Origin of the sequence: Ensifer sp. ENS03, from assembly GCF_014852035.1 — a bacterium.
Taxonomy (GTDB): domain Bacteria; phylum Pseudomonadota; class Alphaproteobacteria; order Rhizobiales; family Rhizobiaceae; genus Ensifer; species Ensifer adhaerens.
The window spans coordinates 332,439-346,644 of sequence record NZ_JACVAV010000004.1; the positions used below are offsets into that span (position 1 = coordinate 332,439).

16 protein-coding genes are annotated in these 14,206 nt (G+C 64.3%); 11 read left to right on the forward strand and 5 right to left on the reverse strand.

What is annotated here, in order from left to right:
* Positions 1 to 54: 54 nt before the first annotated feature.
* The 7 genes from odhB to lpdA all read left to right on the forward strand — a co-directional run bounded on the left by odhB (position 55) and on the right by lpdA (position 5,631).
* The gene (gene odhB / locus IB263_RS17950; protein ID WP_090295315.1) at positions 55 to 1,287 is read left to right on the forward strand and encodes a 2-oxoglutarate dehydrogenase complex dihydrolipoyllysine-residue succinyltransferase; all 1,233 of its coding nucleotides are present in this window, start codon (positions 55 to 57) and stop codon (positions 1,285 to 1,287) included.
* Positions 1,288 to 1,436: 149 nt separating this feature from the next.
* A complete protein-coding gene (locus tag IB263_RS17955; RefSeq protein WP_318267229.1) occupies positions 1,437 to 1,853 on the forward strand; it encodes an MAPEG family protein in 417 nt (138 codons plus the stop codon).
* 31 nt (positions 1,854 to 1,884) lie between these two features.
* Positions 1,885 to 2,310, forward strand: coding sequence for a VOC family protein (locus tag IB263_RS17960; RefSeq protein WP_113553560.1), 426 nt, complete (start codon positions 1,885 to 1,887; stop codon positions 2,308 to 2,310).
* The gene (locus tag IB263_RS17965; protein ID WP_060521397.1) at positions 2,307 to 2,948 is read left to right on the forward strand and encodes a LysE family translocator; all 642 of its coding nucleotides are present in this window, start codon (positions 2,307 to 2,309) and stop codon (positions 2,946 to 2,948) included. Before IB263_RS17960 ends, IB263_RS17965 begins: the two co-directional genes overlap by 4 nt.
* 2 nt (positions 2,949 to 2,950) lie before the next feature.
* Entirely contained in the window at positions 2,951 to 3,451 is a 501-nt protein-coding gene (locus IB263_RS17970) for a hypothetical protein (RefSeq protein ID WP_060521396.1), read from the forward strand.
* Positions 3,448 to 4,200 carry an SDR family oxidoreductase gene (locus tag IB263_RS17975; protein ID WP_113505609.1) on the forward strand — a complete coding sequence of 251 codons (753 nt, stop codon included), beginning with the start codon at positions 3,448 to 3,450 and terminating at the stop codon, positions 4,198 to 4,200. The genes IB263_RS17970 and IB263_RS17975 overlap by 4 nt, the downstream gene beginning before the upstream one ends.
* A gap of 24 nt (positions 4,201 to 4,224) precedes the next feature.
* Positions 4,225 to 5,631 (forward strand): dihydrolipoyl dehydrogenase, encoded by a 1,407-nt coding sequence (gene lpdA, locus IB263_RS17980; protein ID WP_192438788.1) that lies wholly within the window; start codon positions 4,225 to 4,227, stop codon positions 5,629 to 5,631.
* 146 nt (positions 5,632 to 5,777) lie between these two features.
* On the opposite strand, the gene IB263_RS17985 is transcribed toward lpdA, so the two are convergent.
* Positions 5,778 to 6,272 carry an acyl-CoA thioesterase gene (locus IB263_RS17985; protein WP_060521394.1) on the reverse strand — a complete coding sequence of 165 codons (495 nt, stop codon included), beginning with the start codon at positions 6,270 to 6,272 and terminating at the stop codon, positions 5,778 to 5,780.
* A 190-nt stretch (positions 6,273 to 6,462) separates the two neighbouring features.
* On the opposite strand from IB263_RS17985, the gene IB263_RS17990 reads away from it, so the two are divergent.
* A complete protein-coding gene (locus IB263_RS17990) occupies positions 6,463 to 6,939 on the forward strand; it encodes a DUF2867 domain-containing protein (protein ID WP_192438789.1) in 477 nt (158 codons plus the stop codon).
* Here IB263_RS17990 and IB263_RS17995 read toward each other — a convergent pair.
* Complete coding sequence (locus IB263_RS17995) at positions 6,936 to 7,532, reverse strand: TetR/AcrR family transcriptional regulator (protein WP_192438790.1); 597 nt, start codon at positions 7,530 to 7,532, stop codon at positions 6,936 to 6,938. The two genes, IB263_RS17990 and IB263_RS17995, sit on opposite strands and share 4 nt — an antisense overlap.
* Before the next feature lie 124 nt (positions 7,533 to 7,656).
* Between IB263_RS17995 and IB263_RS18000 the strand changes: the two genes are divergently transcribed.
* The gene (locus tag IB263_RS18000; RefSeq protein WP_192438791.1) at positions 7,657 to 8,895 is read left to right on the forward strand and encodes an MFS transporter; all 1,239 of its coding nucleotides are present in this window, start codon (positions 7,657 to 7,659) and stop codon (positions 8,893 to 8,895) included.
* A gap of 44 nt (positions 8,896 to 8,939) precedes the next feature.
* On the opposite strand, the gene IB263_RS18005 is transcribed toward IB263_RS18000, so the two are convergent.
* Together IB263_RS18005 and IB263_RS18010 are read right to left on the reverse strand one after the other, a co-directional pair.
* The gene (locus IB263_RS18005) at positions 8,940 to 10,025 is read right to left on the reverse strand and encodes a TraB/GumN family protein (protein ID WP_113187421.1); all 1,086 of its coding nucleotides are present in this window, start codon (positions 10,023 to 10,025) and stop codon (positions 8,940 to 8,942) included.
* Between the two features lie 99 nt (positions 10,026 to 10,124).
* Positions 10,125 to 11,060 (reverse strand): tyrosine recombinase XerC, encoded by a 936-nt coding sequence (locus IB263_RS18010; RefSeq protein WP_034802532.1) that lies wholly within the window; start codon positions 11,058 to 11,060, stop codon positions 10,125 to 10,127.
* Between the two features lie 135 nt (positions 11,061 to 11,195).
* Here IB263_RS18010 and IB263_RS18015 point away from each other — a divergent pair, with 135 nt between their 5' ends.
* A complete protein-coding gene (locus IB263_RS18015; protein ID WP_034802530.1) occupies positions 11,196 to 12,119 on the forward strand; it encodes a GNAT family N-acetyltransferase in 924 nt (307 codons plus the stop codon).
* 68 nt (positions 12,120 to 12,187) lie between these two features.
* Entirely contained in the window at positions 12,188 to 13,321 is a 1,134-nt protein-coding gene (locus IB263_RS18020) for an AAA family ATPase (RefSeq protein WP_192438792.1), read from the forward strand.
* Between the two features lie 55 nt (positions 13,322 to 13,376).
* Here IB263_RS18020 and fsa read toward each other — a convergent pair whose 3' ends face one another.
* On the reverse strand, positions 13,377 to 14,030 hold the full coding sequence (fsa, locus tag IB263_RS18025; RefSeq protein WP_034802519.1) for a fructose-6-phosphate aldolase: 654 nt from the start codon (positions 14,028 to 14,030) through the stop codon (positions 13,377 to 13,379).
* Positions 14,031 to 14,206: the final 176 nt, after the last annotated feature.

Below are 14,206 nucleotides of genomic sequence, written 5' to 3' on the forward strand. Positions count from 1 at the left end.
CTCCCCACGCTCTGAGCCAATAGAAACAGATATCTGATCAACGGAACAAAAATCATGGCAACAGAAATCCGCGTTCCCACCCTTGGCGAATCCGTCAGCGAAGCGACCGTCGGCACCTGGTTCAAGAAGGTCGGCGACGCCATCAAGGCCGATGAACCCCTGCTCGAACTCGAAACCGACAAGGTGACGATCGAAGTTCCGGCTCCGGCCGCAGGCACGCTCTCTGAAATCGTCGCCCAGGCCGGTGAGACCGTCGGTCTCGGCGCGCTGCTCGGCCAGATCGCTGCAGGTGCCGCTGGCGCCGCAGCGGCCGCTCCGGCTGCTGCCGCCGAAAAGAAGGCCGAGCCGGCTGCTGCCGCCCCGGCCGCTGCTGCAGCACCGGCTGCCTCGTCGATGCCGCCGGCACCGTCGGCTGGCAAGCTGCTTGCCGAAAACAACCTCTCGGCCGATCAGGTCGACGGCTCCGGCAAGCGTGGCCAGGTGCTGAAGGGCGACGTCCTTGCAGCCGTCGCCAAGGGCATCTCGACGCCGGCCGCTTCCGAGCCAGCCAAGGTCCAGGCCCGTGCGCCGTCGACGGCTGAAGACGTCGTTCGCGAAGAGCGCGTCAAGATGACCCGCCTGCGCCAGACGATTGCCCGTCGCCTCAAGGATGCGCAGAACACTGCCGCCATGCTCACCACCTACAACGAGGTGGACATGAGCGCCGTCATGTCGCTGCGCAACAAGTACAAGGACATCTTCGAGAAGAAGCACGGCGTGAAGCTCGGCTTCATGGGCTTCTTCACCAAGGCCGTCACCCACGCGCTGAAGGAAATCCCGGCCGTCAACGCCGAGATCGACGGCACCGACATCATCTACAAGAACTACTGCCACATCGGCGTCGCCGTCGGCACGGACAAGGGTCTTGTGGTTCCGATCGTTCGCGATGCCGACCAGATGTCGATCGCCGAGATCGAAAAGGACATCGGTCGCCTCGGCAAGGCTGCCCGTGACGGCGCCCTGTCGATGGCCGACATGCAGGGCGGCACCTTCACCATCTCCAACGGTGGTGTCTACGGTTCGCTGATGTCTTCGCCGATCCTCAACGCGCCGCAGTCGGGCATCCTCGGCATGCACAAGATCCAGGAGCGTCCGGTCGCCATCGGCGGCCAGGTCGTCATCCGCCCGATGATGTACCTCGCGCTCTCCTACGATCACCGCATCGTCGACGGCAAGGAAGCCGTGACCTTCCTCGTGCGCGTCAAGGAAAGCCTGGAAGATCCGGAACGCCTGGTTCTCGATCTCTGATTATCCGGAAACAGCGGGGGCGTCCTTCATGCCCCCGCCGTTCGCCGTCCGCGATCACGCGCGGCGAAAACCGTCTCTGCGGCCTGGCCGGAGAGACTGGCCCTCAGGGCCGATGATGTCGATCCGAACCGCTCCTGCGATTGCGAGGGATGATGGAAGCCGCCGCAGCGTCGACTGAAATCTGGGTGCTTGGCTGGAGCGTGGTGTTCCTGATCGTGCACATCCTGGTGCAGGCGCTGTCGCTCGATCTCGCCGGCGATCTCGGTTTCAAGTATCTGCTCGGCCCCCGTGACGAACAGCGCGTTTCGAAGAGCATCGTGGCAGGACGTTTGCTGCGGTCGCTTCGCAACATGCTGGAAACCTATCCGGCCTTCGTTGGGCTTGCGCTCGCCCTGGCGGTGACCGGCAAGACCGGCGGTCTCGGCGCCATCGGCGCAGTGACCTGGCTTCTGGCACGGCTGGCTTACACCGTTCTCTACGCGGCCGGCGTTCCCGTGCTGCGCACCCTCGTCTGGTTCGTGTCGATCATTGCGCTGTTGCTGATGGTCGTCCGGCTCATGGCATAGTATCCCGGCGACAAGGCAAGAGGAGATTGGCATGGCATTCGGACCCGACGTTCCGCCGATCCAGGCGCATATCTGCGTCAAGGACGGGCTTGCCGCCATCGCCTTTTACGAGAAGGCGCTCGGTGCGGTGAATACATTCCACGCGATGGCCGAGGACGGCAAACGCGTCATGCACGCCAATCTGGCGATCTGCGGCGGCGAGGTGATGCTGCACGACGAATTCCCCGAATTCGGCGGCAGCGTGCTTTCGCCGAACACGATCGGCGGTACCGGCGTTGCGATCAGCATCAACCTGGCGAAGCCTGCCGATGTCGACGCAGCCTACGACAAGGCGGTGGCCGCCGGGGCATCGACAGTTCTGGAGCCGCAGGATACCTTCTGGCACGCACGCTACGCGCGCATCCAGGATCCCTTCGGCCACGTCTGGGCCTTCAACGCACCGGTCGCAAACCCATGAGCCAGTATTTCTTCGAACTCGCATCGCTGATGGCGATCTTCGCCTTCGCCATCGTCTCGCCCGGCGCAGACCTCGCGATGGTCATGCGCCAGTCGATCGTGCATGGCCGCCGTCCGGCGATCATCACGTCCTTCGGCATCGGCACGTCGCTGATGTTCCATGTGACCTACACGATCCTCGGCCTCGGACTGATCATTTCGCAGTCGATCTATCTGTTCAACATCGTCAAATGGTGCGGCGTCGCTTACCTGATCTATATCGGCATCAAGGCGCTTCGCGCCGGCCAGACGGAGATCCAGGTCGACCACACGGAAGGCAGCGGGCCGGTCAAGGGCCAGTCGGCGGCCAAGGCCTTCGGCCTCGGCTTTGCCGCCAACGCGCTCAACCCCAAGCCGGTGTTCTTCTTCCTGTCGATCTTCTCGACGGTCGTTCACGCCCATACGCCGATGATGATCAAGTTCGGCTACGGCCTTGTCATGGCGACCTGCCTGATCGCGTGGTTCGTCGGCGTCAGCCTGTTCATGACGACGCCGCGCATGCGTGCTGCGTTTACCCGCGCCAGCAAGTGGATCGACCGCGCCAGCGGCGTGGTCTTCATCGCGCTCGGCCTCAAGCTCGCGACGGAGAAGGCTGCCTGATCATGTGCTCCGGTCGACTCCTTTCAGCCCTGTTCGGTCTTGCCTTTGCCGCGCCGGCGATTGCCGCCGACTGCAAGCAGTCGCACGCGATCTACGGCGACCGCGACGGAGCCTACGAGCTGCGTTTCGAACCGGTCGGCTCGGCAAGCGCCGCGACCAGCAACCACTTCAAGGTGGCGGTTCTCAAGCCCGGCCTGCTGCTCGACGGCGTCGTCATGCCGGCGGGCGAGCCGGAACGGGCGACCGGGCTGATCATGCACAATTGCCCCGAGGGGGATGCGACCGGCGAGGAACTGCGCGCCTGTACTGTGTGGCAGGGTGTCGTCTACGCGCTCGACAAGGCCGGCGCGATCAGCGAGATCCCGCAAGAGACCGAGACGGCGGCCGAGCAACTGCTGCTTCCCGACTTCGGTCCGTCGCTTCGTGCGTCGACCGCCTGGGGCAAGGGCAAGGCCGAGGCCGACAGTTGGGATGCCTTCACGTTCAAGGGATGCGCCGCATGAGTGCGAGCCCTGTTCTTCTCGTGACCGGCGGCAGTCGCGGCATCGGTGCTGCAATCTGCCTTGGCGCTGCAAAAGCCGGCTGGCGGGTCGCCGTCAACTATGCGTCGAACCGCGATGCGGCCGATGCGGTTGTCGGCGCGATCGAGCGGGCCGGCGGCACGGCGATCGCAGTTCAGGGCGATGTCGGCTCCGAGGCGGATGTCCAAGCGATCTTTGCTGCCATCGATTCGGCTTTCGGCCGGCTGGACGGGCTCGTCAACAATGCCGGCATCGTCGGACAGACGGCACGTGTCGACGAGATGTCGCCCGAGCGGCTTGAGCGCATGTTCCGCATCAACGTCACCGGCTCCATGCGCTGTGCAGCGGAAGCCGTCCGGCGCATGTCGACACGATACGGGCACCAGGGCGGTGTCATCGTCAACATCTCCTCGGTTGCCGCCACGCTTGGCTCGCCGGCGCAGTATGTCGATTACGCCGCCTCGAAAGGTGCGATCGACACCTTCACGACAGGGCTTTCGCGCGAGGTCGCGACCGAAGGCATTCGCGTCAACGCGATACGGCCCGGCATCATCGATACCGAGATCCACGCCTCCGGCGGCTTGCCGGACCGGGCGCGTGATCTCGCCTTCACCATTCCCGTTCAGCGACCCGGCACGGCCGAGGAAGTCGCTGACGCGGTTCTCTACCTCCTGTCGGATAAGGCGACTTATGTGACGGGGGCAATTCTCAATGTCAGCGGCGGACGGTAACCGTCCTGAAGGAAGGATATTCTAATGGCTTATGATCTCATCGTTATCGGCAGCGGCCCCGGCGGCTATGTCTGCGCGATCAAGGCGGCCCAGCTCGGCCTGAAGGTCGGCGTCGTCGAAAAGCGCGCCACCTACGGCGGCACCTGCCTCAACATCGGCTGCATCCCGTCGAAGGCGTTGCTGCATGCTTCCGAGATGTTCCATCAGGTTGCCCACGGTGTTGACGCGCTCGGCGTCGAAGTCGCGGCACCGAAGCTGAACCTCGAAAAGATGATGGCCCACAAGGACGCGACCGTTAAGGCCAATGTCGACGGCGTCTCGTTCCTGTTCAAGAAGAACAAGATCGACGGCATCCAGGGCACCGGCAAGGTGCTCGGCCAGGGCAAGGTCTCCGTCACCAACGACAAGGGCGAGGAACAGATCCTCGAAACCAAGAACATCGTGATCGCCACCGGCTCCGACGTCGCTGGCATCCCGGGCGTCAAGGTCGATATCGACGAGAAGGTGATCATCTCGTCGACGGGCGGCATCGCGCTCGGGAAGGTTCCGGCCAACATGATCGTCGTCGGTGGCGGCGTCATCGGCCTCGAGCTCGGCTCGGTCTGGGCCCGCCTCGGCGCCAAGGTCACCGTTGTCGAGTATCTCGACACGCTTCTCGGCGGCATGGATGGCGAGGTTGCCAAGCAGTTCCAGCGCATGCTCGCCAAGCAGGGCATGGACTTCAAGCTCGGCGCCAAGGTGACCGGCGTCGTCAAGGACGGCAAGGGCGCCAAGGTGACGTTCGAGCCGGTCAAGGGCGGTGACGCCCAGACGCTCGATGCCGATGTCGTGCTGATCGCCACCGGCCGCAAGCCCTACACCGACGGTCTTGGCCTTGCGGAAGCGGGCGTCGTCATGGACCAGCGCGGCCGCGTCGAGATCGACAATCACTTCCAGACGAGCGTCGCCGGCGTCTACGCGATCGGCGACGTCGTGCGCGGCCCGATGCTCGCCCACAAGGCGGAAGACGAAGGTGTGGCGGTTGCCGAGATCCTCGCTGGCCAGGCCGGTCACGTGAACTATGACGTCATCCCTGGTGTCGTCTATACCCAGCCGGAAGTCGCCTCCGTCGGCAAGACCGAGGAAGAGCTGAAGGCGGCTGGTGTCGCCTACAAGGTCGGCAAGTTCCCATTCACGGCCAACGGCCGTGCGCGCGCAATGCTCGCCACCGACGGCTTCGTGAAGATCCTTGCTGACAAGGAAACCGACAAGGTGCTCGGCGGCCATATCGTTGGCTTCGGCGCCGGCGAGATGATCCACGAGATCGCGGTTCTGATGGAATTCGGCGGTTCGTCGGAAGACCTCGGCCGCACCTGCCACGCGCACCCGACCATGTCGGAAGCGGTCAAGGAAGCGGCACTTTCGACCTTCTTCAAGCCGATCCACATGTAAGGATCATGCAGGGGGCTGCGATCACGCGGCCCCCTGTTTCCGGCCGCGTTTCTGCGTGCCGGCTGGCCCTTGTGGCCATTGCTCACCTTATCGGCGTCAGCGCCCGCATTGCCGCTATCGGCGTTTCCGGTCGCCAAGCGACCGTATCATTCTTCTGAAGCAGACCTGAGGGCGTGGAAACGCTCCTCGAACTCGCGCCTCAGGCTGCGCCGTGCCTCGGCAGCGCGCTGCCGGCGCTTGCGGTCGGCCGTGTCGGTGACAAGGGTCGGAACCGGGGTCGGGCTGCCGTCGGCATCGACCGCGACCATGGTGAAATAGCAGGAATTGGTGTGGCGGCGCTCGCCGCTCCTGATGTTCTCGGCCTCGACCCGGATGCCGATTTCCATCGAGGTGCGGCCGGAATTGTTGACGGCTGCACGGAAGGTGACGAGCTCGCCGACATGGATCGGCTGGCGGAAGGTGACCTGGTCGACCGAGAGCGTCACGGCATATTGCTGCGAATAGCGCGAGGCACAGGAAAACGCCACGCGGTCGAGGAGGTTGAGGAGCGCGCCACCATGGACCTTGCCGCTGAAGTTCGCCATATCCGGCGTCATCAGCACGACCATTTCGAGTTCGCGTGTGTCGTAGCTGGTTTCCATTGTCCATCTCCAGATTTTGCAGCATCCCGCCTGAGTTATGCAGCTTGCCGGAGCGAAGGGAAGGGGGAGGATCTGGAAGAGGGGATGTGACGATTGGCCCGAGGGCTGCGACAAGCGGTCTTCTGTCCAGGCACGGGGGAGGGCGCGATCATGTCTGCAAGGACAGACGACGCGCGCGTCAGGAGGAAAGATGAAACCGAGAGCCGTGGCCATATCGTTGCCGAGCCGGCATCTACCGGATGCCGATTGGGCCGACCGCTTCGAGCTTGCCCTTGATGGCAAGGGCGTGACCGCGGCGGTAGCCGCCGAACGTTCGCTTGGCCGGTCGCCGCGATGGGTCCGCGTGTTGCTGCGCCTGCGCAACCGCATCGTCTCGATCGTCGGCCTGAAGTCGGCGGCGCCGTCCAGCCGTCTGGGACTGATCGGGGCGTTTCCTGTCGTTTCGAAGAGTGATGACGAAGTGGTGCTTGGCTTCGATGACAAGCATCTCGATTTCCGCATCGTCGTCGACGTCCGGGCGGGGTCGGCGGTCAATCAGATCGTCGGCGTCACCACGCTTGTGCGCAGGCACAACACGCTCGGGCGGGTTTACCTCATGGCCGTCACGCCGTTTCACAAGGCGATCGTGCCGACACTTCTGGCGCGGGTGGCGGGTCCCGGCGGTTAAGCCCGGGGTTCAATTTTCAGTCCGGACAAAAGCAGGTCGAGATTGTCGCGCGCGCTGGTGAGGCGCATGGCCGGATCGTCCGCCTCGGCAATCCAGAGCGCCGCATCGGAGAGCGCGCCATTGATCAGCCGCGCCAATGTCTCGGCATTTCCCGGACGTACGACGCCCGCGGCGATCATCGCCGAAAGCCTGGTGGCAAGCGACGCGAGGCATTGGCGCCGGCTCGGTTCCAGCACGCTTGCGCCGAGTACGGCCGGCGCATCCTTCAACACGATCTGTCGGATTTCCGGTTCGAGCGCCATTTCCAGATACAGCCTGCAGCGGCGCACGAAACCGTCCCACGGGACCGGGGTCGCGGAGGCTGCGTCGAGCCGTGCGTCCATCTCGCCGTCCAGAGTCTCCACGACCGCACGCAGCAGGCCCTTCTTGTCGCCGAAATGATGATAGAGCGCGCCACGCGTGAGCCCGGCCAAGGCGGTGAAATCGTCCATCGAAGTCTCCGCATATCCGCGTTGCCTGAACGCTTCCCGGGCGGCGGCGATCAGCTTTGCCTTCGTTTCCGCGATCATGTCGCTGCGCGCGCGCCTTGTCATTTGCAGCTCCTCCTTTTGCATACGGTTCGTATGTTAATTGACATGCGAAGCGTATGTCAATATCACTGCCATACGCAGCGTATGTTAATGACGCGACGCTCAGACATGTATTGCAGGAGTTTTCATGGCCAATCCCTATGCACAGATCTTTGCTGCCAAAGGCACGGTGGGCTTCACCTTGGCGGGATTGGTGTCACGGTTGCCGTTGTCGATGATGGGCATCGGCATCATCACCATGCTGGCCCAGTCCCGCGGCAGCTACGGGCTGGCTGGCGGTGTGGCCGCCGCCTTCACGCTGGCCTCGGCGCTGCTGGCGCCGCAGGTTTCCCGGCTCGTCGATCGCTTCGGCCAGAGCCACGTCCTGCCGGTCGCCGCGGCACTCAGTCTTCTCGGCAGCTCGGCTCTCCTCGTCTTCACCCATTGGCGGGCGCCGGATTGGACACTCTTCGTCTTTGCCATTCTTGCCGGGTGCACGCCCAGCATGTCGGCGATGACCCGGGCGCGATGGACCGAGCTCTATCGCGGCCGTCCGGAGCTGAAGACCGCCTTTTCGCTCGAATCGGTCTTCGACGAGATCTGCTTCATCGTCGGGCCGCCGATCGCCGTGGGCTTAAGCGTCGGCCTGTTTCCCGAGGCCGGACCGCTGGCGGCTGCGGCATGCCTGGCCATCGGGGTCACCGCCTTCGTGCTGCAGAAAGGCACCGAGCCACCGGTCAAGCCGGCCGAGACGATGGCGCCCGGTTCGGTCCTTCGTTACCCGGCGCTGCGCGTGCTGATTGTCGCGCTTGCCGGCATGGGCATCATTGTCGGCACGATCGACGTGGTCAGCGTCGCCTTTGCCGAGGCCGAAGGGCGACCAGCGGCGGCGAGCCTCGTGCTCTCCCTCTATGCCCTCGGTTCCTGCATCGCCGGTCTGGCGTTCGGTGCGGTCCGGATCGGCCTGCCTTTGGCGAAGCTGTTCATGATCGGTGCGGGCATGACCGCCGCCAGCACATTGCCGCTGCTCTTTGCCGACGGGATCGGCAGCCTTGCGACGATGATGTTCATTTCGGGCGTGTTCTTTGCGCCGACGATGATCGTCGCCTTGAGCATCGGCGAAACCGCCGTGCCGCCGTCGAAGTTGACGGAAGGGCTGACCTGGTTGACCACCGGTCTCGGCATCGGTGTTGCGGCGGGTGCGGCGGTGTCAGGCGGCGTGGTCGCGCGCTTCGGCGTTCAGGCCGGCTTCACCATTGCGCTCGCCGCCGGGGCCTTGATCCTTGCCGCAGCGTTCTGGGGCTATCGCCGTCTGTCGTGGATCGAGAGTGATTCTGCCACCGCAAGCGCGTCCGAGGTCGTTTCCCGTGCCGGTGCGCAAGGCTGAGAAGGGAGCGTCGTGCCGGCGGGCGCTCGCTGACGGCCGGCCCGTCAGTTGGCGCGCGTGACCGTAAAACCCTGGGCGCGCAGCAGTTCGACCAGACCTTCCTTGCCCGGCAGGTGCAGTGCGCCGACCGCCATGAAGGCGCCGCCGTCCTTGAGGATCGGTTCGGCGCGCGTCGCCATGGTTTTGTTGCGGTCGACGATGATGCGCTGCTCGAAATCGGCATAGCCGAAATCCTCGGCGCTCTTGTCCGACACGGCTTTCATCATCGGCATGATCATGCCGGTGTCGCCTGCGAGATAGAGATCGGTCATCGTCGCGAAGACGTCGTCGATGGTCTTGCCGAGCGCGAGCGTCTCGATGAGGGCGCGCAGATGCAGTTCGGTCGGCAGCGAGTCCATGGCGGCGAGCTGCTCGACCAGCGTTTCCAGCCCCTTCAGCGTCTTGCCCTGACTGACGGCATCCTCGGCGATCTTCTTGTCGAGGAAGGAGGCGCCTGCAGCCTTGCGGCTCATTTCGCAGGCGGGCAGCGCAACGAAGCTCGCGATCATCCAGGGCTTCATGCGGGAAACCAGGGTCAGCGGAATGCCGCGTGCCTTGAGGCCTGTTTCGAGCTGTTCGCGGTCGTCGGGCTTCAGGAAGTCGGCGATCGTCTTGTTGTCCGGAAGCATGGTAAGATCGGGCCGCATCAGGATCGCGGCGGCCGACTTCTTCTCGTCGATGATCTCGTCCGATTCGACGATGACGGTCGAGGCTGCCTCGAAAGCGGCGGGCGCCTCAGTCGGCAGGGCCAGCACGCGCGGATCGGTGACATGCATCGTGCCAAGCAGCCAGGACGGCGCGACACCGTCCTTCTCGATCTTCCAGAAGATGCCCTTGCTGTTCGGGATGGCGGCAGCTTCCGCTTCGAGTGCGGCCAGTTTCGTCGGGTCGGATTTTGCAAGCGCGGTCAGAACATTCGCGCCGCCACATTCGACCTCCGTGGCATCAGCCTCAGCGACGAAGACGAGAGCGACGAGGAGGCAGGCGGCGAGCATGACATGGAGCAGGGCGGCCAGCCAAAGTGCGCCATCGGCGAGCCGCGCAAGCAGGTGCCGCGGCAGGTTTTGCTGAGGTCTCGCAAAGGCGGTCATCGTTCTTCCCTGACAGTCGCATGGTCGATAGTCGACCCTAGGCCCGGGCCGGTCACGGCTTCCTTAACGGGCATGGTTAATCCGCCCTTTCGCCGAAAATCAGGCGCGCGGGTGGGCGCGGTCGTAGATTTCCAGAAGCCGTGCCGAATCGACGCCGGTATAGACCTGGGTGGTCGACAGGCTGGCATGGCCGAGCAGTTCCTGAATGGTCCTGAGATCGCCGCCGCCGGCCAGCAGATGGGTGGCGAAGGAGTGGCGCAGCGCATGCGGCGTTGCCGTCTCGGGCAGGCCGAGCGCCCCGCGCAGCTTCTGCATTTCGCGCTGGATGATCGCCGGCTGCAGCTTGGCGCCGCGCGCGCCCAGGAACAGCGGCGCATCGGCCGCGATCGGATAGGGGCAGAGCTTCAAGTAGGTGGCGACGGCCTCGCGCGCCGCTTCGATCAATGGCACGATGCGGGTCTTGTCGCCCTTGCCGACGATGCGCAGTGACGAGGGCGCGCCGGCAAATGCTGACGGCGTGAGGCCGAGCGCCTCGGAAATGCGCAGGCCGCAGCCGTAGAGCAGGGTCAGCACCGCTGCGTTGCGCGCCGCGATCCAGGGTTCCTCGGCAAGCTGCGCCTCGGACGTCACGACATTCAGCGCTTCGCGATCGGTGAGCGGCTTCGGCAGGGATTTGGGCTGTTTGGGCGAACGCACCGCAGCCGCACCGGCCGCGTTGGCAAGGCCGTTGCGTTCGAGATAGCGCAGGAAGGAGCGAAGCCCGGCCAGCCCGCGGCCGAGCGTGCGGGCGCCGGCGCCGCCCTTGCGACGCTGGGCGAGGAAGCCGCGAAGGTCGGCCGGCCTCAGCGTGCGGATATCGGAAAGCCGTGGCGGCCCGGCGAGATGGCCGGTGAGAAATGTCAGGAATTGCCGGGTGTCACGCTCATAGGCCTCGACGGTATTGTCGGAGAGGCGGCGCTCCCGCATGAGGCCGTCCAGCCAGCGCTGACGCTCGGCAAGTAGCTCGGGATGGCCGATGACGAGGAACTCGTTCATTGTCGTTTTCCTGAGTTTGTCGGTCCGCGACAATGCCCTGACGCATCTTAGGTTTTTGCTAATGCACCCTTGGAATCTGTCATCCTTCGATCATATAGAATTGCGATGGTCAGCCGCAAACAAACGGATCGGACTATGGCGGGACGGGATTCGGTGAACGGATTCGCGCATTTTGCTGAAGTAATCACCCTGGTCTCCCAGGGGCAGCCTGGCCACATCGTCGACACGCTGATCGCGGAGCGTGGCCAGCGGATCGTCAAGAGCCCGCTATGGCCGCTGATGCGGCCTTTTCTCTACACGTTGCTGAACTATCGCAAGGCGCACGAGTTCGCCGATGCCGTCGCCAACATGCCGGGATTCCAGGCCTTCGAGCACCTGAGCTCGCTGCTTTCGCTGGAGGTGCGGGTCGACCGGGCCGAGCGCATTCCCGCCAAGGGCGGCTTCCTGCTCGTCAGCAACCACCCGACCGGCATTGCCGATGGGATCGCCGTTTTCGACCTCTTGAAGAGCCGGCGGCCGGACATGATGTTCTTCGCCAATCGAGACGCCATCCGCGTCAATCCGCGTTTCGTCGAAATGGTCATCCCGGTCGAATGGCGCGAGGAACACAAGAGCAAGCTGAAGGCGCGTGAGACGCTGCAGGTGACCAACCGGGCGATCGGCGAGGGTAAGGCGACGGTGCTCTTCCCCTCGGGACGCATCGCCTACTGGGCCGAAGGATGTCTCAACGAGCGGCCATGGAAGACATCGGCCGTGGGCTTTGCGCGCAAATACGGCCTGCCGATCCTGCCGGTGCATATGAGCGCCCGCAATTCCGGCCTGTTCTACTGGTTCGCCAAATGGTCGACCGAGCTGCGCGACATGACCGTGTTCCACGAACTGCTGAACAAGAAGGGCGATCTTTTCGACTTTCGCATCGGCAACCTCATCCCGCCGGAGGCGCTGGAAGGTGAAACGGGCGAGGTGACGAAGGCGCTCGAACGACACACGGTCTTCGATCTGGCGCTGGATGCCGACGCGGCCTTCAAGCCCCGGCTGCAAACGGCGGCCGCGCTCTAGCGACTGTCGTGGCTTACGGAAACGCTGGCAGGCTTCACCCCGCGCGGCGGATCGGCTAGGTCTGAGCCATGCAGCTTCAATCCATGTTTGCCGAAAACTACCGTTCGCTGAGGTCGATCCGCATGGATCTGACCGGGGTCAACCTGTTCATCGGCGAAAACGGCGTCGGCAAGTCCAATCTCTACCGGGCGCTTCAACTCGTGCAGGCCGCCACGCGGGGCACTTTGGCGCGCGAGATTGCCGAAGAGGGCGGAATGTCGTCGGCGCTCTGGAGCGGCCGCCGGCGTGCCGACAAGCCGGCGCGCATAAGGCTCGAAACCGAGCTTCTGGACGAGGAGCGGGCCATCACCTTCCGCTACCGCATCGAGGCCGGGCTGCGTCCGCCGAAGGCTGCGGCCGGGTTCGCCTATGAGCCACAGGTCAAGGAAGAGGAACTGACGGTCGAAACCGGCCGCCGCCCGGTGACGATGATGAAGCGATCCGGCCCCGGCATCTTCGTGCGCGGCGAACGCGGGCGGATGGAGGATTATCCGGAGCAGGCGCTGACGTCCGAAACGGCGATCTCGCTGCTCGGCGATGCCGGCCATTATCCGGAGGTCGGCACCTTCCGCCGTGCGGTCGAGCAGTGGCGCTTCTTTCACGGCTTCCGCACCGACCGCGATTCGCCGTTGCGGCTGCCCTGCCTTGCGGTGACCGCGCCGATGCTCGACGAGACCGGCGTCAATATGGCGGCCGTCTTTGCAACGCTGCGCCACACGCGCGAGGACACGGTCGACCTCGACCGGGCCATCGCCGACGCGTTCGGCGGCGCTTACCTCGATGTTCCCGAACCCGGCCAGTTCGCCGAGTTTTCGCTGGTCTTTCCGGATTTTCCCAACAGACCGTTTTCGCCGCGCGAGCTTTCCGACGGGCAGATGCGTTTTCTGGCGCTGGCGGCCGCACTGCTTTCCTATCGCCGGCCGCGCTTCATCGCGCTCAACGAGCCGGAGACGAGCCTGCACCCGGACATGCTGCCGGCGCTTGCCGAGATGATCGCCAGCGCGTCGCGCGAAAGCCAGATCTGGATCGTCACCCATTCGGAGCGGCTGGCGCAGGAAGTGCGTCAACGCTCGGGCATTCGTCCGCGGCGAGTGATCCGCAAGGACAGCGCCACCTGGATCGACGGCATGCGGCTGACAGGGCTGATGGACGATGACGAGTAGGCAACAAAAAAGCCCGGCGCGGTGGCCGGGCTCTTTCTGAACTTTCCTGAAAGTATCAGGCGATCTTCTGGCCGGTCTTGGCCCAGTCGGCCAGGAAGGTTTCGAGGCCCTTGTCGGTCAGCGGGTGCTTGACCAGCGCCTTCAGCGTTGCCGGCGGTGCGGTGACGACGTCCGCGCCGATGAGGGCGGCTTCCTTGACGTGGTTCACGGTGCGGATCGAAGCTGCAAGGATCTCGGTCTCGTAGCCGTAGTTGTCGTAGATGTGGCGGATCTCGCGGATCAGGTCCATGCCGTCAAACGCGATGTCGTCGAGGCGGCCGACGAAAGGCGAGACGAAGGTCGCGCCGGCCTTGGCGGCGAGCAGCGCCTGGTTGGCCGAGAAGCACAGCGTCACGTTGGTCTGGTGACCGTCAGACGTCAGCGCCTTGCAGGCCTTGAGGCCGTCGAGCGTCAGCGGCAGCTTGATGCAGATATTGTCGGCGATCTTCGAGAGAACGGCGGCTTCCTTCATCATCTCGGCGTATTCGGTTGCGGTCACTTCAGCCGAAACCGGGCCTTCGACGATGCCGCAGATTTCCTTGGTGACTTCCGTGATGTCACGGCCCGACTTCAGGATCAGCGACGGGTTGGTGGTGACGCCATCGAGGAGGCCGAGATCGTTCAGCTCACGGATTTCCTTGACGTCGGCGGTATCAACGAAAAATTTCATGGGGTCACTCCCTTGGGGCACGATTGCCGTTCGGCGCATATCTACCGGGGAGGAATTCCGTTGGCAGAGATCGCGCGCGTTGAAACTCTGGTGGAACCGTGACAAACCCTGCGGCCTGCAAGGCTGCGGTTCGCAGCGCAGTTTTCTTTAACCGAAACACGTGGCAAGGTCACGGC

Bases quoted from the DNA above. Each gene is read 5' to 3' on its own strand.
- odhB (WP_090295315.1), top strand. From the start codon at position 55: ATGGCAACAGAAATCCGCGTTCCCACCCTTGGCGAATCCGTCAGCGAA.
- IB263_RS17955 (WP_318267229.1), top strand. From the start codon at position 1,437: ATGATGGAAGCCGCCGCAGCGTCGACTGAAATCTGGGTGCTTGGCTGG.
- IB263_RS17960 (WP_113553560.1), top strand. From the start codon at position 1,885: ATGGCATTCGGACCCGACGTTCCGCCGATCCAGGCGCATATCTGCGTC.
- IB263_RS17965 (WP_060521397.1), top strand. From the start codon at position 2,307: ATGAGCCAGTATTTCTTCGAACTCGCATCGCTGATGGCGATCTTCGCC.
- IB263_RS17970 (WP_060521396.1), top strand. From the start codon at position 2,951: ATGTGCTCCGGTCGACTCCTTTCAGCCCTGTTCGGTCTTGCCTTTGCC.
- IB263_RS17975 (WP_113505609.1), top strand. From the start codon at position 3,448: ATGAGTGCGAGCCCTGTTCTTCTCGTGACCGGCGGCAGTCGCGGCATC.
- lpdA (WP_192438788.1), top strand. From the start codon at position 4,225: ATGGCTTATGATCTCATCGTTATCGGCAGCGGCCCCGGCGGCTATGTC.
- IB263_RS17985 (WP_060521394.1), bottom strand. From the start codon at position 6,272: ATGGAAACCAGCTACGACACACGCGAACTCGAAATGGTCGTGCTGATG.
- IB263_RS17990 (WP_192438789.1), top strand. From the start codon at position 6,463: ATGAAACCGAGAGCCGTGGCCATATCGTTGCCGAGCCGGCATCTACCG.
- IB263_RS17995 (WP_192438790.1), bottom strand. From the start codon at position 7,532: ATGACAAGGCGCGCGCGCAGCGACATGATCGCGGAAACGAAGGCAAAG.
- IB263_RS18000 (WP_192438791.1), top strand. From the start codon at position 7,657: ATGGCCAATCCCTATGCACAGATCTTTGCTGCCAAAGGCACGGTGGGC.
- IB263_RS18005 (WP_113187421.1), bottom strand. From the start codon at position 10,025: ATGACCGCCTTTGCGAGACCTCAGCAAAACCTGCCGCGGCACCTGCTT.
- IB263_RS18010 (WP_034802532.1), bottom strand. From the start codon at position 11,060: ATGAACGAGTTCCTCGTCATCGGCCATCCCGAGCTACTTGCCGAGCGT.
- IB263_RS18015 (WP_034802530.1), top strand. From the start codon at position 11,196: ATGGCGGGACGGGATTCGGTGAACGGATTCGCGCATTTTGCTGAAGTA.
- IB263_RS18020 (WP_192438792.1), top strand. From the start codon at position 12,188: ATGCAGCTTCAATCCATGTTTGCCGAAAACTACCGTTCGCTGAGGTCG.
- fsa (WP_034802519.1), bottom strand. From the start codon at position 14,030: ATGAAATTTTTCGTTGATACCGCCGACGTCAAGGAAATCCGTGAGCTG.